This window comes from Wolbachia endosymbiont (group B) of Xylocampa areola (assembly GCF_964028205.1).
Taxonomy (GTDB): Bacteria; Pseudomonadota; Alphaproteobacteria; order Rickettsiales; family Anaplasmataceae; genus Wolbachia.
Genome location: NZ_OZ034771.1, coordinates 761,471 through 780,643 on the forward strand (window position 1 = coordinate 761,471; position 19,173 = coordinate 780,643).

The 19,173-nt window shown below is 33.5% G+C and carries 18 protein-coding genes and 2 tRNA genes; 15 read left to right on the plus strand and 5 right to left on the minus strand.

Going from position 1 to position 19,173, the window contains the following annotated elements; all coding sequences use genetic code 11:
• Positions 1-8: 8 nt before the first annotated feature.
• Both yajC and ABWU35_RS03745 read right to left on the minus strand, forming a co-directional pair.
• On the minus strand, positions 9-422 hold the full coding sequence (gene yajC / locus ABWU35_RS03740; RefSeq protein WP_006012489.1) for a preprotein translocase subunit YajC: 414 nt from the start codon (positions 420-422) through the stop codon (positions 9-11).
• A 130-nt stretch (positions 423-552) separates the two neighbouring features.
• Positions 553-629, minus strand: a tRNA-Asp gene (locus ABWU35_RS03745).
• 181 nt (positions 630-810) lie between these two features.
• On the opposite strand from ABWU35_RS03745, the gene rpsB reads away from it, so the two are divergent.
• The 5 genes from rpsB (at position 811) to ABWU35_RS03770 (ending at position 4,970) form a co-directional block, all read left to right on the plus strand.
• Positions 811-1,626 carry a 30S ribosomal protein S2 gene (gene rpsB, locus ABWU35_RS03750; RefSeq protein ID WP_012482019.1) on the plus strand — a complete coding sequence of 272 codons (816 nt, stop codon included), beginning with the start codon at positions 811-813 and terminating at the stop codon, positions 1,624-1,626.
• Positions 1,623-2,468: a translation elongation factor Ts gene (gene tsf, locus ABWU35_RS03755; RefSeq protein ID WP_007302599.1), complete on the plus strand. Its 846-nt coding sequence runs from the start codon at positions 1,623-1,625 to the stop codon at positions 2,466-2,468. The genes rpsB and tsf overlap by 4 nt, the downstream gene beginning before the upstream one ends.
• Positions 2,452-3,195, plus strand: coding sequence for a UMP kinase (gene pyrH / locus ABWU35_RS03760; RefSeq protein ID WP_010407219.1), 744 nt, complete (start codon positions 2,452-2,454; stop codon positions 3,193-3,195). Before tsf ends, pyrH begins: the two co-directional genes overlap by 17 nt.
• 7 nt (positions 3,196-3,202) lie before the next feature.
• A complete protein-coding gene (frr, locus tag ABWU35_RS03765; RefSeq protein WP_007302601.1) occupies positions 3,203-3,760 on the plus strand; it encodes a ribosome recycling factor in 558 nt (185 codons plus the stop codon).
• 193 nt (positions 3,761-3,953) lie between these two features.
• Entirely contained in the window at positions 3,954-4,970 is a 1,017-nt protein-coding gene (locus ABWU35_RS03770; RefSeq protein WP_012482020.1) for a substrate-binding domain-containing protein, read from the plus strand.
• Positions 4,971-5,072: 102 nt separating this feature from the next.
• Here the strand turns inward: ABWU35_RS03770 and ABWU35_RS03775 are convergent, their stop codons facing one another.
• A complete protein-coding gene (locus ABWU35_RS03775; RefSeq protein WP_007302603.1) occupies positions 5,073-6,041 on the minus strand; it encodes a hypothetical protein in 969 nt (322 codons plus the stop codon).
• Positions 6,042-6,165: 124 nt separating this feature from the next.
• Here ABWU35_RS03775 and ABWU35_RS03780 point away from each other — a divergent pair, with 124 nt between their 5' ends.
• Entirely contained in the window at positions 6,166-7,623 is a 1,458-nt protein-coding gene (locus ABWU35_RS03780; protein ID WP_007302604.1) for a TrkH family potassium uptake protein, read from the plus strand.
• A 71-nt stretch (positions 7,624-7,694) separates the two neighbouring features.
• Positions 7,695-8,252, plus strand: a complete 558-nt coding sequence (dcd, locus tag ABWU35_RS03785) for a dCTP deaminase (RefSeq protein ID WP_007302605.1) — start codon at positions 7,695-7,697, stop codon at positions 8,250-8,252.
• Here the strand turns inward: dcd and ABWU35_RS03790 are convergent, their stop codons facing one another.
• Both ABWU35_RS03790 and ABWU35_RS03795 read right to left on the minus strand, forming a co-directional pair.
• Positions 8,253-9,278: a hypothetical protein gene (locus ABWU35_RS03790; RefSeq protein WP_007302606.1), complete on the minus strand. Its 1,026-nt coding sequence runs from the start codon at positions 9,276-9,278 to the stop codon at positions 8,253-8,255.
• A gap of 126 nt (positions 9,279-9,404) precedes the next feature.
• Positions 9,405-10,640: a metallophosphoesterase family protein gene (locus ABWU35_RS03795; protein ID WP_353275867.1), complete on the minus strand. Its 1,236-nt coding sequence runs from the start codon at positions 10,638-10,640 to the stop codon at positions 9,405-9,407.
• A 190-nt stretch (positions 10,641-10,830) separates the two neighbouring features.
• Between ABWU35_RS03795 and ABWU35_RS03800 the strand changes: the two genes are divergently transcribed.
• The 8 genes from ABWU35_RS03800 (at position 10,831) to ABWU35_RS03835 (ending at position 19,108) form a co-directional block, all read left to right on the plus strand.
• Positions 10,831-10,918: transfer RNA gene (locus ABWU35_RS03800), tRNA-Leu, on the plus strand.
• A gap of 20 nt (positions 10,919-10,938) precedes the next feature.
• A complete protein-coding gene (locus ABWU35_RS03805) occupies positions 10,939-12,024 on the plus strand; it encodes a GTP cyclohydrolase II (protein WP_264685489.1) in 1,086 nt (361 codons plus the stop codon).
• A 72-nt stretch (positions 12,025-12,096) separates the two neighbouring features.
• Positions 12,097-12,777, plus strand: a complete 681-nt coding sequence (locus ABWU35_RS03810; RefSeq protein ID WP_007302609.1) for a virB8 family protein — start codon at positions 12,097-12,099, stop codon at positions 12,775-12,777.
• Positions 12,764-13,555 carry a P-type conjugative transfer protein VirB9 gene (gene virB9, locus ABWU35_RS03815; RefSeq protein WP_029237539.1) on the plus strand — a complete coding sequence of 264 codons (792 nt, stop codon included), beginning with the start codon at positions 12,764-12,766 and terminating at the stop codon, positions 13,553-13,555. Before ABWU35_RS03810 ends, virB9 begins: the two co-directional genes overlap by 14 nt.
• A 16-nt stretch (positions 13,556-13,571) precedes the next feature.
• Positions 13,572-15,083 (plus strand): TrbI/VirB10 family protein, encoded by a 1,512-nt coding sequence (locus ABWU35_RS03820; protein ID WP_264685488.1) that lies wholly within the window; start codon positions 13,572-13,574, stop codon positions 15,081-15,083.
• Position 15,084: 1 nt separating this feature from the next.
• A complete protein-coding gene (gene virB11, locus ABWU35_RS03825; protein WP_149168821.1) occupies positions 15,085-16,077 on the plus strand; it encodes a P-type DNA transfer ATPase VirB11 in 993 nt (330 codons plus the stop codon).
• A gap of 30 nt (positions 16,078-16,107) precedes the next feature.
• Positions 16,108-18,123, plus strand: coding sequence for a type IV secretory system conjugative DNA transfer family protein (locus ABWU35_RS03830; protein ID WP_264685487.1), 2,016 nt, complete (start codon positions 16,108-16,110; stop codon positions 18,121-18,123).
• A gap of 100 nt (positions 18,124-18,223) precedes the next feature.
• Positions 18,224-19,108 (plus strand): P44/Msp2 family outer membrane protein, encoded by an 885-nt coding sequence (locus ABWU35_RS03835; RefSeq protein WP_213863946.1) that lies wholly within the window; start codon positions 18,224-18,226, stop codon positions 19,106-19,108.
• Positions 19,109-19,173: the final 65 nt, after the last annotated feature.

The window sequence follows — 19,173 nt, forward strand, 5'->3', positions numbered from 1 at the left end:
TTCTTAAATTATGAAGCATTTTTGTCTTTTTTACTTTCCTCTAGTTTATTTTTCTTGCCATTCTTTTCAACTTTGCTTTTTTCAATAGATTTAGCTACTGGCTTTTGAATTTCTTTATTTAAGATTTCAGATATAGCAGACTTTAGGATTTTTATTTCAATTTTTGGTGCTATTTCTAGTATTAGTTGTGCATTTACTTCGTCAACTTTGTTTACTTCACCTATTATTCCACTAGAAGTAATAACCGTATCACCACGTTTTATTTGATCTATCATCCTTCTATGTTCTTTTAGTTTTTTGTGATTGGGACGAATAATGAGAAAATAAAATACTACAAATATTAAAATGAGTGGAATAAAGCTAGCAACAGATGCTGATACATTGTTAGTCGCATCTGCCGCAAAAACCTCAGAAATGAACATATTTAATCCTAATTATTAACGATAAAGTTAAATAGATTAAGCAGCAATTACAATATCATGTCAAGTCTCTGAAAGAAATTAATTCAAATTAATAAGAAAGTTAAGGAATTTTAAGGTGTTTCTGCTGTAATGGCGGGAGTGATGAGACTTGAACTCACGACCTCATGCGTGACAGGCATGCGCTCTAACCAACTGAGCTACACCCCCCATTGCTTTTTAACGTTTGCAATCTTAAAGCTAATCAACGTGTTGCTACTTGTCAATATTTTTTGTTTGCGCTTTTTTGTCTTTTTTATTACTATGTAAATAACTTAATTTCACACATGGCTTATGCAAGTAGTCCCGTTAGGGTTATGCCATGGAGGATAAACTATTTGGAGGAGTAAATATGACAAATTTGCCTAAAGTCACTATACGTGATTTAGCTGAATCTGGTGTGCATTTTGGCCATAAAGTTAGTCGCTGGAATGCGAAAATGGCCCCATATATATATGGTGTACATCAACAGAATCGTATACACATAATAGACTTACGAAAAACATTACCATTGTTAGAGGCGGCAATGAAAGCTTTATACGATGTTGCATCTCAAGATGGTCGCATTTTATTTGTTGGTACGAAATTTCAAGCTTTAGATATTGTTGCAAGTGAAGCGGTTCGTTGTGGTCAATATTATGTAAATGATCGATGGCTTGGTGGTATGCTTACTAATTGGAACACTGTTTCTTCTTCGATAAAAACTTTGATACAATATGAGAAAATATTAAATGATGAAGATAGTATCTTAACAAAAAAAGAATTAGGAAATATTGAAAAGAAAAGAAAAAAGCTTGATAAAGAATTGGGTGGCATTAGAGAAATGGGAGCAGTTCCTGATATTTTATTCATTATTGATACTAACAAAGAGCATATAGCGGTTAAAGAGGCTAAAAAACTGGGTATTCCTGTAGTTGGAGTACTTGATACCAATTCTGACCCAGATGATATTGCCTATCCTATATCAGGAAATGATGATTCAAGAAAATCAATAGAGCTCTACTGTAAATTAGCTGCTGATTCTATATTAGCTGGAATAGAGTCTAGTTTGACAAGGTCTAGAGTTAAGGATGATGAGCTTATTCAAGAAAAAGAAGGGGGTATTGTGCAAACTAAAAAGAAGCGTATGAAGGATGAAACAGAAAGGGAGGTAATAGTAAGTAAATGAAGATGGATTCAAGTAGTATAAGGGAATTACGCGATAGAACAGGGCTTGGCTTAAGCGATTGTAAGAAAGCGTTAGAAGAGTGTGATGGTGATATTAAGAAAGCCGTTGATAGGTTACGTACAATAGGATTTGCTAAAGCTGACAAAAAGTCTGATAGAGTAGCTTCAGATGGGCTTATTGCTATGTGCTTGGCTAAAAATTATGGTGTATTGGTTAAAGTCAATTGTGAAACTGATTTTGTTGCTAGAAATGAGAAGTTCATAGCATTAGTTTCAAATTTAGCATCAATTGCTTGTCAAGAACGTTGTACTAGTCTTGATGAGTTAAAAAATGCCAAATATGAAGATGTTGGTACAGTACAGGAAGCTATTATAAGTGGTACATCGGTTCTTGGTGAGAAGTTAGAGTTAAGCAATCTTTGCTACCTAGAGACTAAGGATGGGATTATTGCTGGCTATGTACATGGTGATATGCATGGCTTAGGTAAGATTGGTGCTTTAGTAGCATTGCAATCATCTGGTGATAAACAAGAGATTGGAAAGCAAATAGCTATGCATGTAGTTGCTATGAAACCTGAAGCTTTATCTATAGATGATTTAGATCAAGAAAAATTAAACAATGAGCGTTCTATAATTGAGGAGCAAGTAAAGAGCTTAAATAAACCTGAAGAGGTAGCGAAAAAAATAGTAGATGGACGAATGGCTAAATACTATGAAGAAGTTGTTCTACTAGAGCAGAAGTTTATAAAAGATGATAAAATGAAGATTGCTGATTTTATAGAATCAAGTGCTGTTAAATTAGCTAATTATAAGTTACTTACTTTGGATGGTGCAAATAAGTAACAAAACTTCAGAAGTAAAGTACCCCAGAGTGTTATTCAAAATCTCTGGGGAGGCTTTGATGGGATCAAAGCTATTTGGCCATGATATGGAAGTTATAGATAAACTATCCAAAGACATAGTTGAAGTTTGTAATCTTGGAGTTCAAGTTTGTATTGTTGTTGGTGGTGGGAATATTTTTCGTGGTGCATCAGCATCTTTAAGTGGCTGTGAAAGAGCAAGCAGTGATTATATTGGAATGCTTGGTACTGTCATTAATGCTTTAATTTTGCAAAATTTTTTAGAAAAAAGCTCTATAGTCTCTAGGGTGTTGTCTGCTATACCTATGACTACTATATGTGAACCTTATATAAGAAGGAAGGCTATTCATCATTTAGAGAAAGGTAGAGTAGTCATTTTTGCAGCAGGCACAGGTAACCCATTTTTTACTACGGATACAGCTGCAGCTTTACGTGCTGTTGAAATGAATTGTGATGTTATTTTAAAAGGTACTCAAGTAAGTGGTGTATATTCTGCCGATCCAAAAAAAAATGAGAATGCTGTGATGTATGATAGGCTTTCTTATACAGATCTGCTAACTCGTGATTTAAAAGTTATGGATGCATCAGCAATTTCACTTGCTCGTGAGAATTCTATCCCAATTGTAGTTTTTTCTTTAAAAAGAGAAAAAATGGTTGATATTATTAAGGGTCAAGGCACTTATACTATAGTTTCAGATTGTAAACATTAGGTAATTTATGTTAAACGAAATAAAAGCTAAAACAAAAGAAAGAATGCTAAAAACTATTCAGTCTTTTCACGATGATATGAAAGGTGTACGTACTGGTAGAGCTAACGCATCATTACTTGATGGTATAGTTGTAAATATCTATGGTGGACATCAAAAACTGAACCAAGTTGCAGGAGTTTCAGCTATAGATAACAAAACTCTATCAGTTAAAGTTTGGGATGCTACTGCTATCGGTGAAGTAAAAAATGCGATAATCAATGCTAACCTGAATTTAAATCCTGTTGTTGAAGGAAATACTATACGTATAGTTCTTCCAGACTTAACACAAGAAACTCGTGAAAAATTAGTGAAACTATTGCATCAATTTTCTGAAAATGCACGAGTTGCAATTAGAAATATACGCAGAGATGTTATGGAAGAAATAGAGGAAATGAAGAAAAATAAGGAAATCTCAGAAGATGATTTTCATGTTGCCAAAAAGGAAATACAAAACATTACTGATGATAATGTAAAAAAAGTCGATGATGACTTATCTATTAAAGAAAAGGATATATTGCATCATTAAGTTAATATGAAAGAATTTTTCAGTATTGAAAAACATAAGAGGATTCGATATAGATACAGTTGTATGAATGCTGTGATTCAGATCTCATCATTACGCACACATTTGATCGTTATACCTTTTGAAATCTAGAAAAAAAGCTTTTCAGTTTGATTTTTTATTACGATAATTAAGTTTACACTCTTGAGCGAAAACGATGCTGAAACGCCTTTTCCTTATTTTTGCATTTGTATTACTCATCCCACTGTCAAATGTTGATGCCAGAAGATATATCAGAATTGTTGGATCTTCAACTGTTTTTCCTTTTATCTCATTTATATCTGAAGAATTCAGCCGTATATTTTCCTTTAAAACTCCAGTTGTAGAATCGATAGGAAGTGGATCAGGGTTCAAAATGTTTTGTTCAGGAATAGGGGAAGGCACACCAGATATCACTACTTCATCTCGCCCTATGAAGGAAGTAGAGAGAGAATTATGTAAAAGAAATAAAGTGAATGAAGTAATAGAGATAATAATTGGCTATGATGGAATTGTTATTGCAAATTCAAATCAAAGCCATAGATTTGATTTTACAAAAAATGACCTGTTTGAAACTTTATCTTCATATTCTGAAGACAATGATAGATTAGTAAAGAATAACAAGAAATTTTGGTCTGATGTAAATCAAGCTCTACCAAAAACAGAAATTAAAATCTATGGCCCACATCAAAATACAGGTACACATGAAACTTTGATTAATTTTATTATGCTTGATCAATATTCATGTATGAACTCAAGGATTTTCAAAGAGAATTATCAAGACCAAGAAAAAAGAAAGAAAGCATGTAGTAATATCAGAGATGATGGAAGATATATAGAAGTTGGAATTAATGAAAACATAATAATACAAAAATTGAAGAGCAATAAAAATGCTTTAGGAATATTTAGCTTCAGCTTTTTAGCGAAAAACCAAGATGAGATTCAAGGAAGCACAATCGCAGGAATTGAGCCAACTTATAAAAATATATCATCGGGGGAGTATATGTTAGCAAGGCCTTTATATCTTTATATAAAGAAAGAACACTTAGATACTGTTGATGGATTAAGGGAATTCATTAGAGAAGTTGTAGACTCTATTAGTACTGAAGGTGGATATTTATCTAGGCTTGGCTTAATTCCACTTTCAAGCGAAAATATAAAAAAAGTCTTGGAAAAGGTTCGTGATATAATATGATGACTTTGATATTTTTTTATTCTGGATACTAGGTTAAAAATAGAACGTTTAAATTTCTTGTTTTTATTGTTATCATACTTAGATTTCCTAAGAACTTATTTACTACAAAATACAACAAGTTCTATTTATTTGAGAAAGTTGTGCGTCTTGTAGAACAGATTTTGTTGTAGGTTTCTCTGTAGCTATTTCAAGGTTTTCTTCTATGGTTTTTTGTTCTCTGTAATCTTTAACTTCTTGAATGAAATCTTCAAGCCACTTCTCACTACCTATCTTGGCATGTCGTTGTTGCTCACCTTTAAGAAGTTTTATTACAGCTGCATCTTGATTTTCAGGCACTCTTTGATATTTAAGCCACAAGTCACGAATATCAGGAGGAGCTTTTTTCAAATGAGCTTCAAAGGTTGCTTTTGTGTCTTTTGTACTTTCTTCTTGTTGATCTTGATGAAATTTAAACCAGAAATTGCGAATATCAGGAGAAGCTTTATCCCAAAGAAGTTTAGTAATTTCTTTTATATTTCTCAGATCTTCTTGTTTCAATCTTTTACCATCACCTATATATCGTTTATTAAGACCAACTTGCAGAGGATAAAGTAAAAGGGTAGTTTTGCTCTGTGAATGTATAGGTCTATTTAAAATCATTGCTAGATTTGTATCACAATCTTCTAATACTGCTTTAACTTTTTTAACATCTAAATAATCTATTGCTTGACGTAATTTGTGGTGAAGATCACTTGTTCTCTTTAAGTTTTTCACTTTTTGCATATGCGAATCATCATTTCCTTTCGCTTCTTGCATAGCTATATCACACGAAATACTCTCAATTTTTTGCTCCATTTTCTGTATACATTGATTAATTTCCTTTTGATTTTTTTTGAATATAATCAACTGTGAAGTGGTACAAGGGTTAGGTAGATCGTCTTTAAACTCTTTTTGTATATTACTAGGTAATTCGCTTTTCAAAACTTCTTGTATATCGCTATCGTAATTATTTTTTATATTCTCAAAGTTGCCTTGTATAGCTTCACTAATTAATGAATCTCGAATGTTTTTTTGTCTGTCAGTTAATAACATACCTTACCTCTATCTCTTATGGCAAATTTAGCGCTATAATTATACGTATTTATAATCAAGTCAAGAGAAAAAATTAGCAAAGCGGTTGAAGTTTTAATAACATATAGCTTTCACAGTACTGTCTATGGAAAGTCTGCAAGTTTTACGTTCAATTGCGTTTATTGTGGGAATTTTTCTATTGTTGTTTGGCGTAGCAATGCTTATTCCTGCTATTACTAATAATTATCTAGGTTACGAATGGAAAAATTTTCTGGTTGGATTTATAGTTACCTGCACATTTAGTGCGATTTTTATTTTACTGGGTAAACTAAATAGGGTACATGGAATGCCGGCAATTTTTGCGATTACCAGTTGTACCTGGATTGCATTATCTCTATTTGCAGCTATTCCATTTTATCTTGATAGTTTAAGCTACATTGATGCACTGTTTGAAGCAGTATCTGGGATTACAACCACAGGAGCAACTGTTCTAAGTTACATCGAGCAACAATCTCCGGGGATACTACTGTGGAGAGCAATGCTGCACGGTATAGGTGGTTTTGGAGTAATTACAGTAGGAATTGCAATTTTTCCCATATTTAAGGTTTTGAGCTTAAATAATTTACTCTATTCTGAGTACTCAGATGCTCTTAAAAGAAAGTTACCACATACGCGAAGCGTAGTAATACATATTGCAGAAATATATTACTGCCTAATTTTATTGTGCATATTTTCCTACTATCTAGCTGGCATGCCATTATTTGACGCAGTATGTCACGGAATGTCCGCTGTATCAACTGGTGGATTTGCTAACTATAACGATTCTATAGGCTACTACAATAACCCTATATTGGAGGTCATAACAATTATCTTTATGATTTTAGGCTCTTTACCTTTTCTGAGCTATTTAAAAATTATAAGACGATTAGATGTTTGTTATGATGAACAGGTCTCTTACTTTATTAAGATAGTTGTTATCTCATCTTTGCTTGCTTGTTTTTGGTTATATAAAAATTTTGACTTAGGAGTATTTTTATCATTTAGGTACAGCACATTCACCATTACCTCCTTTATCACATCAACTGGCTATGTAATGTGCAACTACTTGAATTGGAGCTTTATTTCAGTCTTAGCTTTCTTTTTAGCCTTTATTGGTGGATGTGGTGGTTCTGCTAGTGGTGGAATCAAAATCTTCCGTTTAGTCATTTTTCTAAAATCTATAAGGAATTACTTTAGCTCTTTATTAAATCCAAGTGAAAGCGATAGAGTAAAACTCAATGGTAAAATACTGGAAAATGATGAAGTCCAATCTGTCTTTACGTTTTTTGCAATTTACATGTTAACGTTCGCTATATCATCAATAGTGATGTCTTGCTTGAGCAATGCGGACTTTATAACTAGCATCAGCTCTGTTTCTGCAATGCTTACAAATTCTGGCCCAGGATTTAGTAACCTAATAGGTCCTTCAGGTAATTATTCCTCTTTTAGTGGTGGAGTAAAGCTATTTCTATCGTTTTTGATGCTGCTTGGCAGGCTTGAAATATTGCCAATTTATTTTTGTATAGGTAGTTTATACTGGAAACTTTGCCATTCCAGAGTGTAACGCTAATTCAGGTTTACATTTAAATTCTATTACATATTATTATAAGTATTACAAAACTTTAAAGGACAATTATGGCAGTTATGCCAGATAAATGGATAAGGGAAAAGGCTGAAAACTCTAGAATGATAGAACCTTTTGTGAATCATAAAAGCAGTAAGGGTGTTGTATCTTTCGGATTATCGTCTTATGGATATGATGCGAGAGTAGATAATAAGTTTAAGGTTTTTACTAATGTTAATTCAGCTATTGTAGACCCCAAGAATTTTTCTGAGAATAGTTTCATAGATAAGGAAACAGATGTATGTATAATTCCACCAAATAGTTTTGTGCTTGCCAGCACAGTGGAGTATTTTCGTATACCAAGGAATGTACTAGTAATTTGTGTTGGCAAATCAACTTATGCAAGATGTGGTATCATAGTGAACGTCACACCTTTAGAACCTGGATGGGAAGGTCACGTCACACTTGAATTCTCTAACACTACTCCACTTCCTGCAAAAATTTACGCTAATGAAGGAGCATGCCAATTTGTGTTTTTAAGCGGCGAAAGTGAGTGTGAGAAGTCATATGATGATATGAAAGGAAAATATATGAATCAACATGGTATCACTTTGCCGTTAGTTAAGTGATTACTTTATAAAGCAAGATATTGTTGGTTTATATTGAAGATTACCAAAATGCTCTTTTATTAGTTCATCACATCTTTTATCGCCTAAAACTGCACGTGCAGAGTGATTTTTAAATGATTCTATAAAGCTAATAAAGAAATTTGTAGAAGGATTACTTAAAGCTTCTGCAACTTCTTTTTTTTCTTTATCATTGGAAAGCCGATTAAATAATTCTTCACCTTTTTTTTGTAGATCATTTTCAAACTCTTGTTTTACAGTAGCCTTATCCGCTCTTTGCAAGAAGAAAAATTCTTCAAAAGTGTACAAGGAAGAGACAATACTGTTAAAGGTACCAGTAAAACATGCACTGCCAACAAGTACTCCATATTCTGTTTGCGATTCTACTAAATGTTTAACCAGTTGATATTTTCTCTGTGATATGCGGGTATTAATATCTATATTATCATCAGCACTTTTTTTATTTTCATCTTTACAAGCTTTCCAAACCAAATTTAAAACTTGCTTCAATGTTAATCCGCTTCCACTATGTGTATCAGGGTTGTTTTTTATACGCTCCAAGCACTTAAGTGCATGTTTTTTCTCATCTTCTGTGAGTTGATCTTTATCCACAGCTTTTTGTGTACCATTTGCTATACACTCTAACTGATCAATAAATCCTTTTATTTCCTCTATAAACTTATCATCAACATCAGGCTCGCCATAGTTTTCTTTTAGCTTTTGAACGTTAATATTAATTGCATCATTTACATTAGTATCATGCGTTGTTTGTGGGACACGCACTGCCTCCATAAATGCTTCAGTTCTTTGCTCTAACCATTCTGGTAATTTGCCTCCTGCAAGAAGATATAGCTTACCCAATGCTTGAGCAACTAGAATTAACGCTATGACAAAAACAATAAATGCTATGAGTAATACTACAGCTAAACCAATGACTAGCCATCTCACAGGGGCTAGTAAAATATCTCTTGCCTTTTTAAATTTCGACATTCTTTGTATGTTACCTGGTGTATTTACTGCTACTGGCATAATTAATTTTAAATACTCTTACTACCATTAATATACTATATTTCTCTTATTTTGTCAACTCACATTTCTACTTCTCTACTTTTTCTCGGTAAGGTCAGTAATCGATAACAACAAATAGTCCTAATTTTAATTTGTTTTAAGTTTAAAGTCTTTCGTTAGGTTTGCAGAATACATTTCCTTATTATCTTGGTTATAGAAAGTAAATTTGTGATCGTCTAAACCTAATATTGCAAAGCCAAAGCCGAAAAAGTTTCTAACTTCGTGTGCTAAGTAATTTCTACTATTTGGATAGTTAAATTCTACGTTTTGATAAACAGGTTCTTGATCTTGAGCGTGTAATAATGCACCGCCGTTTCCAACTATAATCTGATCTGGAACATTATCCATTAATAAAATCTGGGCTATATGAATGTGGCCAGAAACTATGGTAGTAACATTGCTTGGAAATTTATCTCCAAAAGCTTCAATTTGTGTAAGATTACCATGGCTTTTTAATGTCAAAAATTCTTTTTTTGGAGATCTCCAAAGTGGTTTATGAGTCAAAAACCACGTGGGCTTATCTTGTATCAATTTATCAAACTGCCTCTCAAAAGCATCAACTGTGCTTTGGGTTGTAAAAATTTCCTCACCGGATGAAGAGTCGAAGATAAAAAACTTCATCGGCCCAGCATCTAAGAACCAACTGGAAATAAGATCTTCACATTTTTGAGGGGAAAAGGGGTATGAATCTAAATATCTGAACCATCCTTCATAAGCTCTATTACAACTCTCATGATTTCCACGAACAAAAAGAAGAGGAGATTGTGTTAAAATATCTTTTGCAGGCTCAAACCAATCAGCGTACCAAGCTTCTTTGCTATATCCATAAATATCGCCGCACTTTTTTGTGTTTCTACATTTTGTTTGTCTATAATGATAATCACCAACATGGATAATTAAATCTGGTTTATGAAAAGCGATTGAATCTAAATTTTTTTTCAAAGGCCAGCTATCTACAGAATTACATTCTTGCTGAAATAACATATTTATTCTACATCCTGTATCGCCAATGAAGGCAATTTTGCTGATCTTTTCCGCTAATACGGGAACTTTTATATTGTCAATACTAATGTTTTGAGCATTTGTTTCTACTATCAGTTCACAAACTGTTTCGGTATTGTTAATTGAGCTGCGACTTAGCATTTCTACTTCCTTATTATCGACGTAAGCAATGGGACACATGTTATTGTCTATAATCGCACGTATGCTTAATTTATTTTCTGGAATGATTTGAGACCATGTGTACAATATTTGTGCATGAGTGGAGTGAAAGCTAATTGTAAGAGATAGAATTAAAAAAATGAAGATATTAGCTACTTTCATTTGTATAAAGACCTAAATTAAGAATTAGTATTAAGATTATCTTAAATGATTAAAGTTTGTAACCATAAAATTCATAGCTAAATTATACAGGCATTTCCTAAATTATCCTAGTATCAGATTGACACTTTAGATGAAAAACCCTAAAATGATTAAGTAATTTAAAGTAATTATATAGAAACTAGAATAAAGTGCGGTCGTGGTGGAATTGGTAGACACGCAGCGTTGAGGTCGCTGTGGCTCACAAAGCCTTGGAAGTTCAAGTCTTCTCGACCGCACCAAGTTGTTTGGTGTAGGTGAAATGTTTATAGGAAATCAAAGTAGAAATAAAGTAGAAAGGGCCATCAGTGAAGTCAGGCGTGGTCTTCCAATTTTAATATATGATGATGAAAATAACTATCTATTGCTTGCTGCTGCTGAAACTTTAGAAAAAAATTTATTTAGTCAATATAAGCTTATATCAGGTAATGTGTATGTTACTTTGACTGCAAGTAAGGTAAAATACATATGTCAGAGTAAAGAACATAGTAGCAAACGTCTGTTGATAAGCAATTTTGATGAACTGCTCCATTTAATAAACTGTTCAAAGGAAGGTAGCATAAAAGAGTTGCAATGCTCAAAGACAATAGATGCGTATGCTGTTGCCTTGCTTAAGTTCTCAGAATTATTGCCATACGCGTTAGTGGCTGATATGACTTTTGAGAATAAACATGAAATGCGAAATTGGTGTGAAGAAAATGACATTATTGCACTAAATACGTTACTTGTGAATGATTTTCAACAAAATCATAGTGTGTATGAAGTGTGCAAAACATCATTATTTTTAAAACAGACTCAAGAAGTAGATATCATATCTTATAGAACCAAAAGTGGCGGAAGAGAACATTATGCAATTATCATTGGCAATCCAGATGAAGATAATGAGCCATTAGTGAGAATTCATTCTTCATGCTATACAGGAGACTTATTAGACAGCTTATCATGTGATTGCAGAAGCCAGTTACATCAAGCGATTCAAATAATGACCGACTTTGGGAATGGCATTATATTATACTTGATGCAAGATGGGAGAGGCATTGGTTTAACTAATAAGTTAAGAGCATACAGTATGCAAAGAAAATATAATCTTGATACTGTTGATGCAAATAGAGTATTGGGTTTTGAAGATGATGAAAGGAGCTTTGCTGTTGCAGCTAAAATACTTAAGAAATTGAACATTAACAAAATACAATTACTTACAAACAATGGTAGAAAGTTATCAGAGTTGAAAAATAACGGTATAGAAGTTACAAAGTGTATACCACTTATTATGGAACGCAATGAATATAATGATTCATATATGGAAACAAAATTTGGCAAGTTAGGCCATGGATTAAGGGTTTATTAGCTTTTTTGTTATAACTACTTTGTTAGCTTGCTATGTTAATTAATATAAGTTAAGATTTTTAAGAATATTGAGATGCTGAAATTTTTAAAACAAGAAAAAAGTAATGAGTCATTGGATAAGGATATAAATTGGAATTCAAGTCGCTATAGCACAGTTGTTGCTCAGAGAAATACTTTACTTTTATTTACATTAATATTACTAGTTGCAATTTCTATAAGCATATTAGCTATATTTAAAATTAGCACAAGTAGCACTATTGAGCCATTCGTTATAGAAATTGACAAAAAGTCAGGCATAGTGCAATTGGTTGATCCTGTTACAGTAAAACAATATTCTGCAAATGAAACGCTGAACGATTATTTTATTTCAGAGTATATAAAAGCAAGGGAGGTTTTTGACCCATATAATTATAATTATAATTATTATACAAAAGTAAGGTTGTTTTCTTCGCCTAGTGTATATAGTGAATTTAGCAACTATATAAAATCGCAGAATATGAATGACCTTTTTAATTTATATTCAGATGCTAAAGGTGAGTTGAAAATTCGTTCAATTCAAAAATTAGGTAATGATGCTCTTCAAGTGAGATTTTCTATAGAATTTACACGAAAAGATGGAAATTCCTCAAGGAAAAATAAGATAGTTGTGATGTCGTATAAATATGCATCGCTTGAAATGAATGATCAGCAAAGATATATTAACCCGTTAGGGTTTCAAGTTATTTCATATAGAGTAGATGATGAATATGTGTAGGATATTGTTAGTTTTAGCTTTACTAATAAGTGGCAACTTAAATGCATCTATTAATAATAAACCTATTTCTGTAGATAGTAGAATAAAGACTTTTGTATATAGCCCTAATGAGGTGTTTACAGTAATTTTTAGTCAAGGTTACTATTCTTATATTGAGTTTGCAGAAGGGGAAAAAGTCAAAAATATTGCTGTTGGTGATGCATCAAGTTGGAAAATTAATCCTTATGATAATAAACTGCTTGTCATGCCATTTGAAGTCAGTAGTCGCACTAACATGATTATTACGACAACTAAAAAGAGAAATTACATTTTTGATCTAATTTCAAGACCAAATTACGATAAATACCCAGATACTGATGCTAAAAAAGTGGATCATGATTATTCCGTTGAAAAGGATATATCTTACGTAATACGTTTTTATTATCCTCAAGAAGAAGATGAATTTGATGTTGATTTAGATGAGGTTTCTTTACCTACTCAAATGCAATACATTACAGAAAAGCCAGAAAAAATAATACAAGAAAATAATACGAGGTACAACTATACATATATTGATGAAGGTGGTAACATAGATATAGTTCCAATTGAGTTATTCGATGATGGTTATTTAACCTATTTAAAGTTTAGAAATAGTAATAAAATTCCTCAGATTTTTATAGAAGGCGAATCCTGTAAAAGGCTGTTATTTGATGATTATGTTGTAATAAAAGGAGTACATAAAAAGCTATTAATGCGTTATGAAGGTAGTGAAGTTGAAGTTATAAATAGGTCACTTTAGTTCTGGTACATATAATATGAGTAAAGAAAGGCATAATAGTGTAGAAGATGAATCAGAGATAGAAAGCAAGGTAGTAACAGTTGGCTCTAATCAAGGTTATAAGGCATTGATGATAGTTATGGTAGCGCTCTTAGTTGGTGGAGTGTACTATCTTTATTTTAGTCCTTCTAATAAAGAGGGTCCAGAGATTGTTAAAAAAGAGGAAACAAAGCAAAACATTCAAGAATTGAAAGGAAAGTTAGAACAAGTTCCAGATAATGTAGTAGTTTCCGAGAGGATAGCAACTGATCTCTTGCCACCCTTACCTCCTCTTCCTATCCCACAAGTCATACCAGAAGTAAAACAAATCAAAAAAGAGGAAGTGACAAAAAAAGAAGAGCAACTAAAAGAAATTCCCTTGTCAAATATACCTGTTTTACCAAAGCAAAATTTTCCTTCTGGTAATGTTATTAGCAATTTGCCTACTTCATTTCCTACAATAGGGGGTGGCGGTTATCCTAGAGACAGACGTAGTGCACAAATGTTAGCAATTTCAGGTAGTAGTGGGGAAGGTAAAGCTACAGATGCTGTTTTATCCAATACCTCAGCACAGTCGAGCAAAGCTACCAAAGCTGGAAAGCTTGGTTTAATGATTATTCAAGGTAAAGTTATTGACGCTATTCTTGAAACTGCAATAAGTTCTGACTTAAAAGGAATGCTCCGTGCTGTTGTTAGTAGAGACGTTTATGCAGAAACTGGTGATACAATTTTAATACCAAAAGGTTCAAGGTTAATAGGTGGTTATTCATTCGACTCAAATGTTGCAAAAGCCCGCGTGAACATAAATTGGAATAGGATCATTCTTCCTCATGGTATAGATGTTGCTATTGCATCATCTGGTACCGATGAGCTTGGAAGGGCAGGGATAGCTGGAATAGTTGATAATAAAATAGCAAGTGCATTATTCTCTTCAGTGGCACTTGCTGGTGTTTCGATTGGTTCAGCTGTTGTAGGACAAAAAGCCTCTAATCTTATCGATGCGCTAACTGCCATGGATGCAGTGAAGTCTATTACTGCAACTGAAATAGATATTTCTTCTCTCAAAGGGGCTATTGTTGAGGGATTGGAGGATTCTATAAAAACTGAAGTTGGGAAGGTAGGAGACGAAAAATGGAAATTGGGTATTAGGGCTATTGAAAAAATTCGAAATGCTAAAAGTGATCAGGATTTGCTGAGAATAATAAAGGAAGAAATAGTAAGTGTGATAAAAAGTTCTGGAGCTAGTGGAGTTGATACAATTACTAGTGACAATATCGGTATAACTTTAGACGATGTACGTCAACTGTTGAGGCAAACTCAGAAAAGAAGCAAATCTGTTTATGATGAAGCAATTGGGAAGTCAATCAATGATTTTTCCAAAGACATGCGAGATATAGTTGATAGGAGTGTAGATAAAAAGCCAACTATTTATGTTAATCAAGGAACTGCATTGAAAGTATTTGTTAACCAAGATATAGTATTTCCTCCACAGTCAATATTAAATAACTGAAATGAACTATGCTGCACTTGATACATACTTGGAGCCATTACAAGGGATATTTCAAGAGGAAGGTGTAAATGAAATATCAATAAATAAACCGAAGGAAGTATGGATTGAAAATCGCGGTGAAATAAGATGCGAAAAGTTAGAAATATTTGATCTTAATCATTTAAAATCTCTTAGCAGGTTGATTGCTCAAGCTACAGAACAAAAACTGAGCGAAGAGACACCGCTGCTTTCAGCTACATTACCAAATGGTTATCGTATACAGATAGTGTTTCCTCCAGCATGTGAGCCTGATAAAGTAGTCATTTCAATTCGTAAACCTTCTTCTATGCAATTGGCATTGGATGATTATGAAAAAATGGGGGCTTTTTCTAACACTGTTATAGGAGTGACCGATAATCCAGTAGATCGTCACCTAGATTTGCTACTGAAACAAAAAAAAATAAAAGAGTTTTTAGAATATGCTGTAATAAGTAAGAAAAATATCATAATTAGTGGTGGAACTTCCACTGGTAAAACCACTTTTACTAATGCTACTTTGCGTGCTATTCCATCTGAAGAAAGAATTATTACTGTTGAAGATGCAAGAGAGATAGTTTTGAATGATCATCCCAATAAAGTCCATTTAATTGCTTCTAAAGGAGGGCAAGGCAGGGCAAAAGTGACCACTCAAGATTTGATAGAGGCATGTTTACGTTTAAGACCAGATAGAATAATAGTTGGTGAGCTGCGTGGAGCAGAAGCTTTTAGTTTTCTTAGAGCAATAAACACTGGCCACCCAGGGTCAATATCAACTCTTCATGCGGATAGTCCGGCAATGGCTCTTGAGCAAATAAAACTTATGGTTATGCAAGCAAATCTTGGAATTCCCCCAGATCAGATCATACCATACATTAGAAATGTAATTGATATTGTTATTCAGCTAAAAAGAACCAGTGGAGGCAAAAGAAGCATTTCTGAGATATTATTTACTAGATCTTCAAATGAAAATACTTAAATTTATACGTAAGTTAAGAAAAAGTAGTTTATGAGTAATGGAAATCACCTACGCAATATTCTCATAGGAGGTGTAGTATCTTTTAGCATATTTGAATTTTGCTTCTATTTGTCTGGTATATTATTCTACCTGTTTGTTGACGGTCCAGATGGTGTAGATTTTAGAGCAATTAATCCTAGCTTGACACCTTTTCCTCAAGCTCTCTGGCCGACAATTTTTGATCATATACAATATTGTTGGCATCATCCAGAGCTATATAGCTTTGAGCTCAAAATTAAATTAGTTGTATCTTCTCTACTGCCTCAAATTGTTTTGATGATTATTTTGTGGAATGTGAGAGAAAGACTAATTGAGTGGCGGCCATTTAAAAAGAAAGAATCACTTCATGGAGATTCACAGTGGGCATCAGAGAAAGACATACGAAAAGCGGGATTAAGAAGCAAAAAAGGTCTATTGCTTGGTAAAGATAAGAGAGGATATTTTATTGCTGATGGGTTTCAGCATGCATTGCTCTTTGCACCTACAGGCTCTGGTAAAGGTGTTGGTTTTGTAATTCCTAATTTGTTATTTTGGAATGATTCGGTAATTGTGCATGATATAAAATTAGAAAACTATGAAATAACAAGTGGTTGGCGAGAGCGACAAGGACAAAAAGTATATGTATGGAACCCAGCGCAGCCAGATGGGGTAAGCCATTGTTATAATCCACTGGAATGGATTAGTGAAAAACCTGGACAGATGGTTGACGATGTGCAAAAAATAGCTAACCTAATCATGCCTGAACAAGATTTTTGGCAAAACGAAGCAAGAAGCTTATTTGTTGGGGTGGTACTATATTTACTTGCTGCACCAGAGAAAGTTAAATCTTTTGGTGAGGTTGTGCGTACGATGCGTAGCGATGACGTAGTTTACAATCTTGCTGTAGTTTTGGACACAATGGGTAAAATAATACATCCGGTAGCGTATATGAACATTGCAGCTTTTTTGCAAAAGGCTGACAAAGAAAGATCAGGTGTTGTGTCAACTATGAACTCGTCGCTTGAATTGTGGGCAAACCCATTGATCGATACTGCAACTGCATCAAGTGATTTTAATATTTTGGATTTTAAAAAGAAGAAAACTACAGTTTATGTTGGTTTAACTCCTGATAACTTAACTAGGCTCAGGCCTTTAATGCAGGTTTTTTACCAACAGGCAACTGAGTTTTTATGTAGAAAATTGCCATCGGATGACGAGCCTTACGGCGTATTATTTTTAATGGATGAGTTTCCAACACTTGGAAAAATGGAGCAATTTCAAACGGGCATCGCATACTTTCGTGGCTATCGAGTAAGGTTATTTTTAATTGTTCAAGATACTGAACAGCTTAAAGGAATATATGAAGAAGCAGGAATGAACTCCTTTTTATCAAACTCAACCTATAGAATAACTTTTGCAGCCAATAATATTGAAACGGCTAATTTGATATCTCAGCTTATAGGAAACAAAACTGTACAACAAGAATCATTAAACAAACCTAAATTTTTAGACTTGAATCCTGCATCAAGATCATTGCATATCTCTGAAACACAGAGAGCATTGCTCTTACCTCAAGAAATTATTATGCTGCCACGTGATGATCAGATAATTTTGATAGAATCGACTTATCCAATTAAGTCAAAGAAAATTTTGTACTATAGTGATAGCACATTCACAAGAAGGCTGATTAAACCAACACGTGTGCCTACACAAGAGCCATATGATCCAAACAAGGTCTTTTCTGCTGCTAACAAAGATAAGATTAGTAATGAAGAAGAGAGTAATGCTATTGAAGCTGCTGATTATCCTGTTGAAGCTAAAACTGAAGATGCAATATACGATGAGCCAGAGATTGAAGATGGATTTGAAGACGAGGATATTGATGATAAGTTTGAAGGTGGTGATGGGTTTGATGATGAGGAAGACGATGATGGGTTTGATGATGAAGACAGTAAGGATGAATTTGACGATGATGAATTTGAAGATGAGGACAAACTAGACGGCAATAAAATCGAGGATAGAGGTTAATTTTACCTATTTTTTAGCTTAGAAAATAATTAGTTTTTTCATATTAAATCATTTTTAATTAATTAGTACTAGATTAGCTATTTTAACTAGAGGAATAGTCATGATGAGTAAAAAAACATTAGCAGTTACAGCACTTGCTTTATTGTTGTCACAACAATCTTTTGCAAGTGAAACAGAAGGATTTTACTTTGGTGGTGGATATTACGGTCAATATTTGAACTTGGGTAAGTTGAAAGCAAAAATTGGAGGCAAAGATGCTAAAGATGATAACCGTGTATCTATAAATGACATAGACGCTCAGAGAACAGAAGGTCAGTTAATAAGTAAGTATAAAGGAGATTATAACCCACCTTTTGCTGCAAATGTAACGTTTGGTTACACAGGAGAACTAGGCAATAATAGCTATAGAGCTGAATTGGAAGGGATGTACTCTTCTGTAAAAGTAGATAATATTGGTTTATCAAGTAATCAAGTAACTGTTTCGTATCTAAAAGACGTTAGTGAGAGTGCTAATAAAAAAACTTATATGTATAAAACTGTAATTAATCATGACCAAGTAGAAAACGCATCTGTAATGGCAAATGTTTATCATTATTGGAAAAGTGATAGTTTATCTTTTTCTCCTTATGTTGGGGTTGGAGTCGGTGCAACAAGAATGACAATGTTTGAAAAATCGTCAATAAGACCTGCAGGTCAATTGAAAGCTGGCTTTGATTATCGTATAAACGAAGATGTAAATATGCACATCGGATATAGAGGTTTTGGTGTTCTTGGTAGTAATGTTGATTTTGAAGCAGAGGTGTTAGGAGAAATGAAAGCAAAGCAACCGGTAAACCCAGATGGAAAAAAGATATTAGAATTGAATAAAAGTCAAAAACCATCGGACCAGAAGTTACACAAAGAAAGTATCAGTATAGGCAATCAAGTGTTTCACACACACGGTATAGAAGCTGGTCTTACTTTTCATTTTGCAAGCAAAGCTTAACTCTGATAGAGACTATTTTCCTGGTAGCACGTCTGCGTCACACGACTGTAGCTGCTAACCAGGTG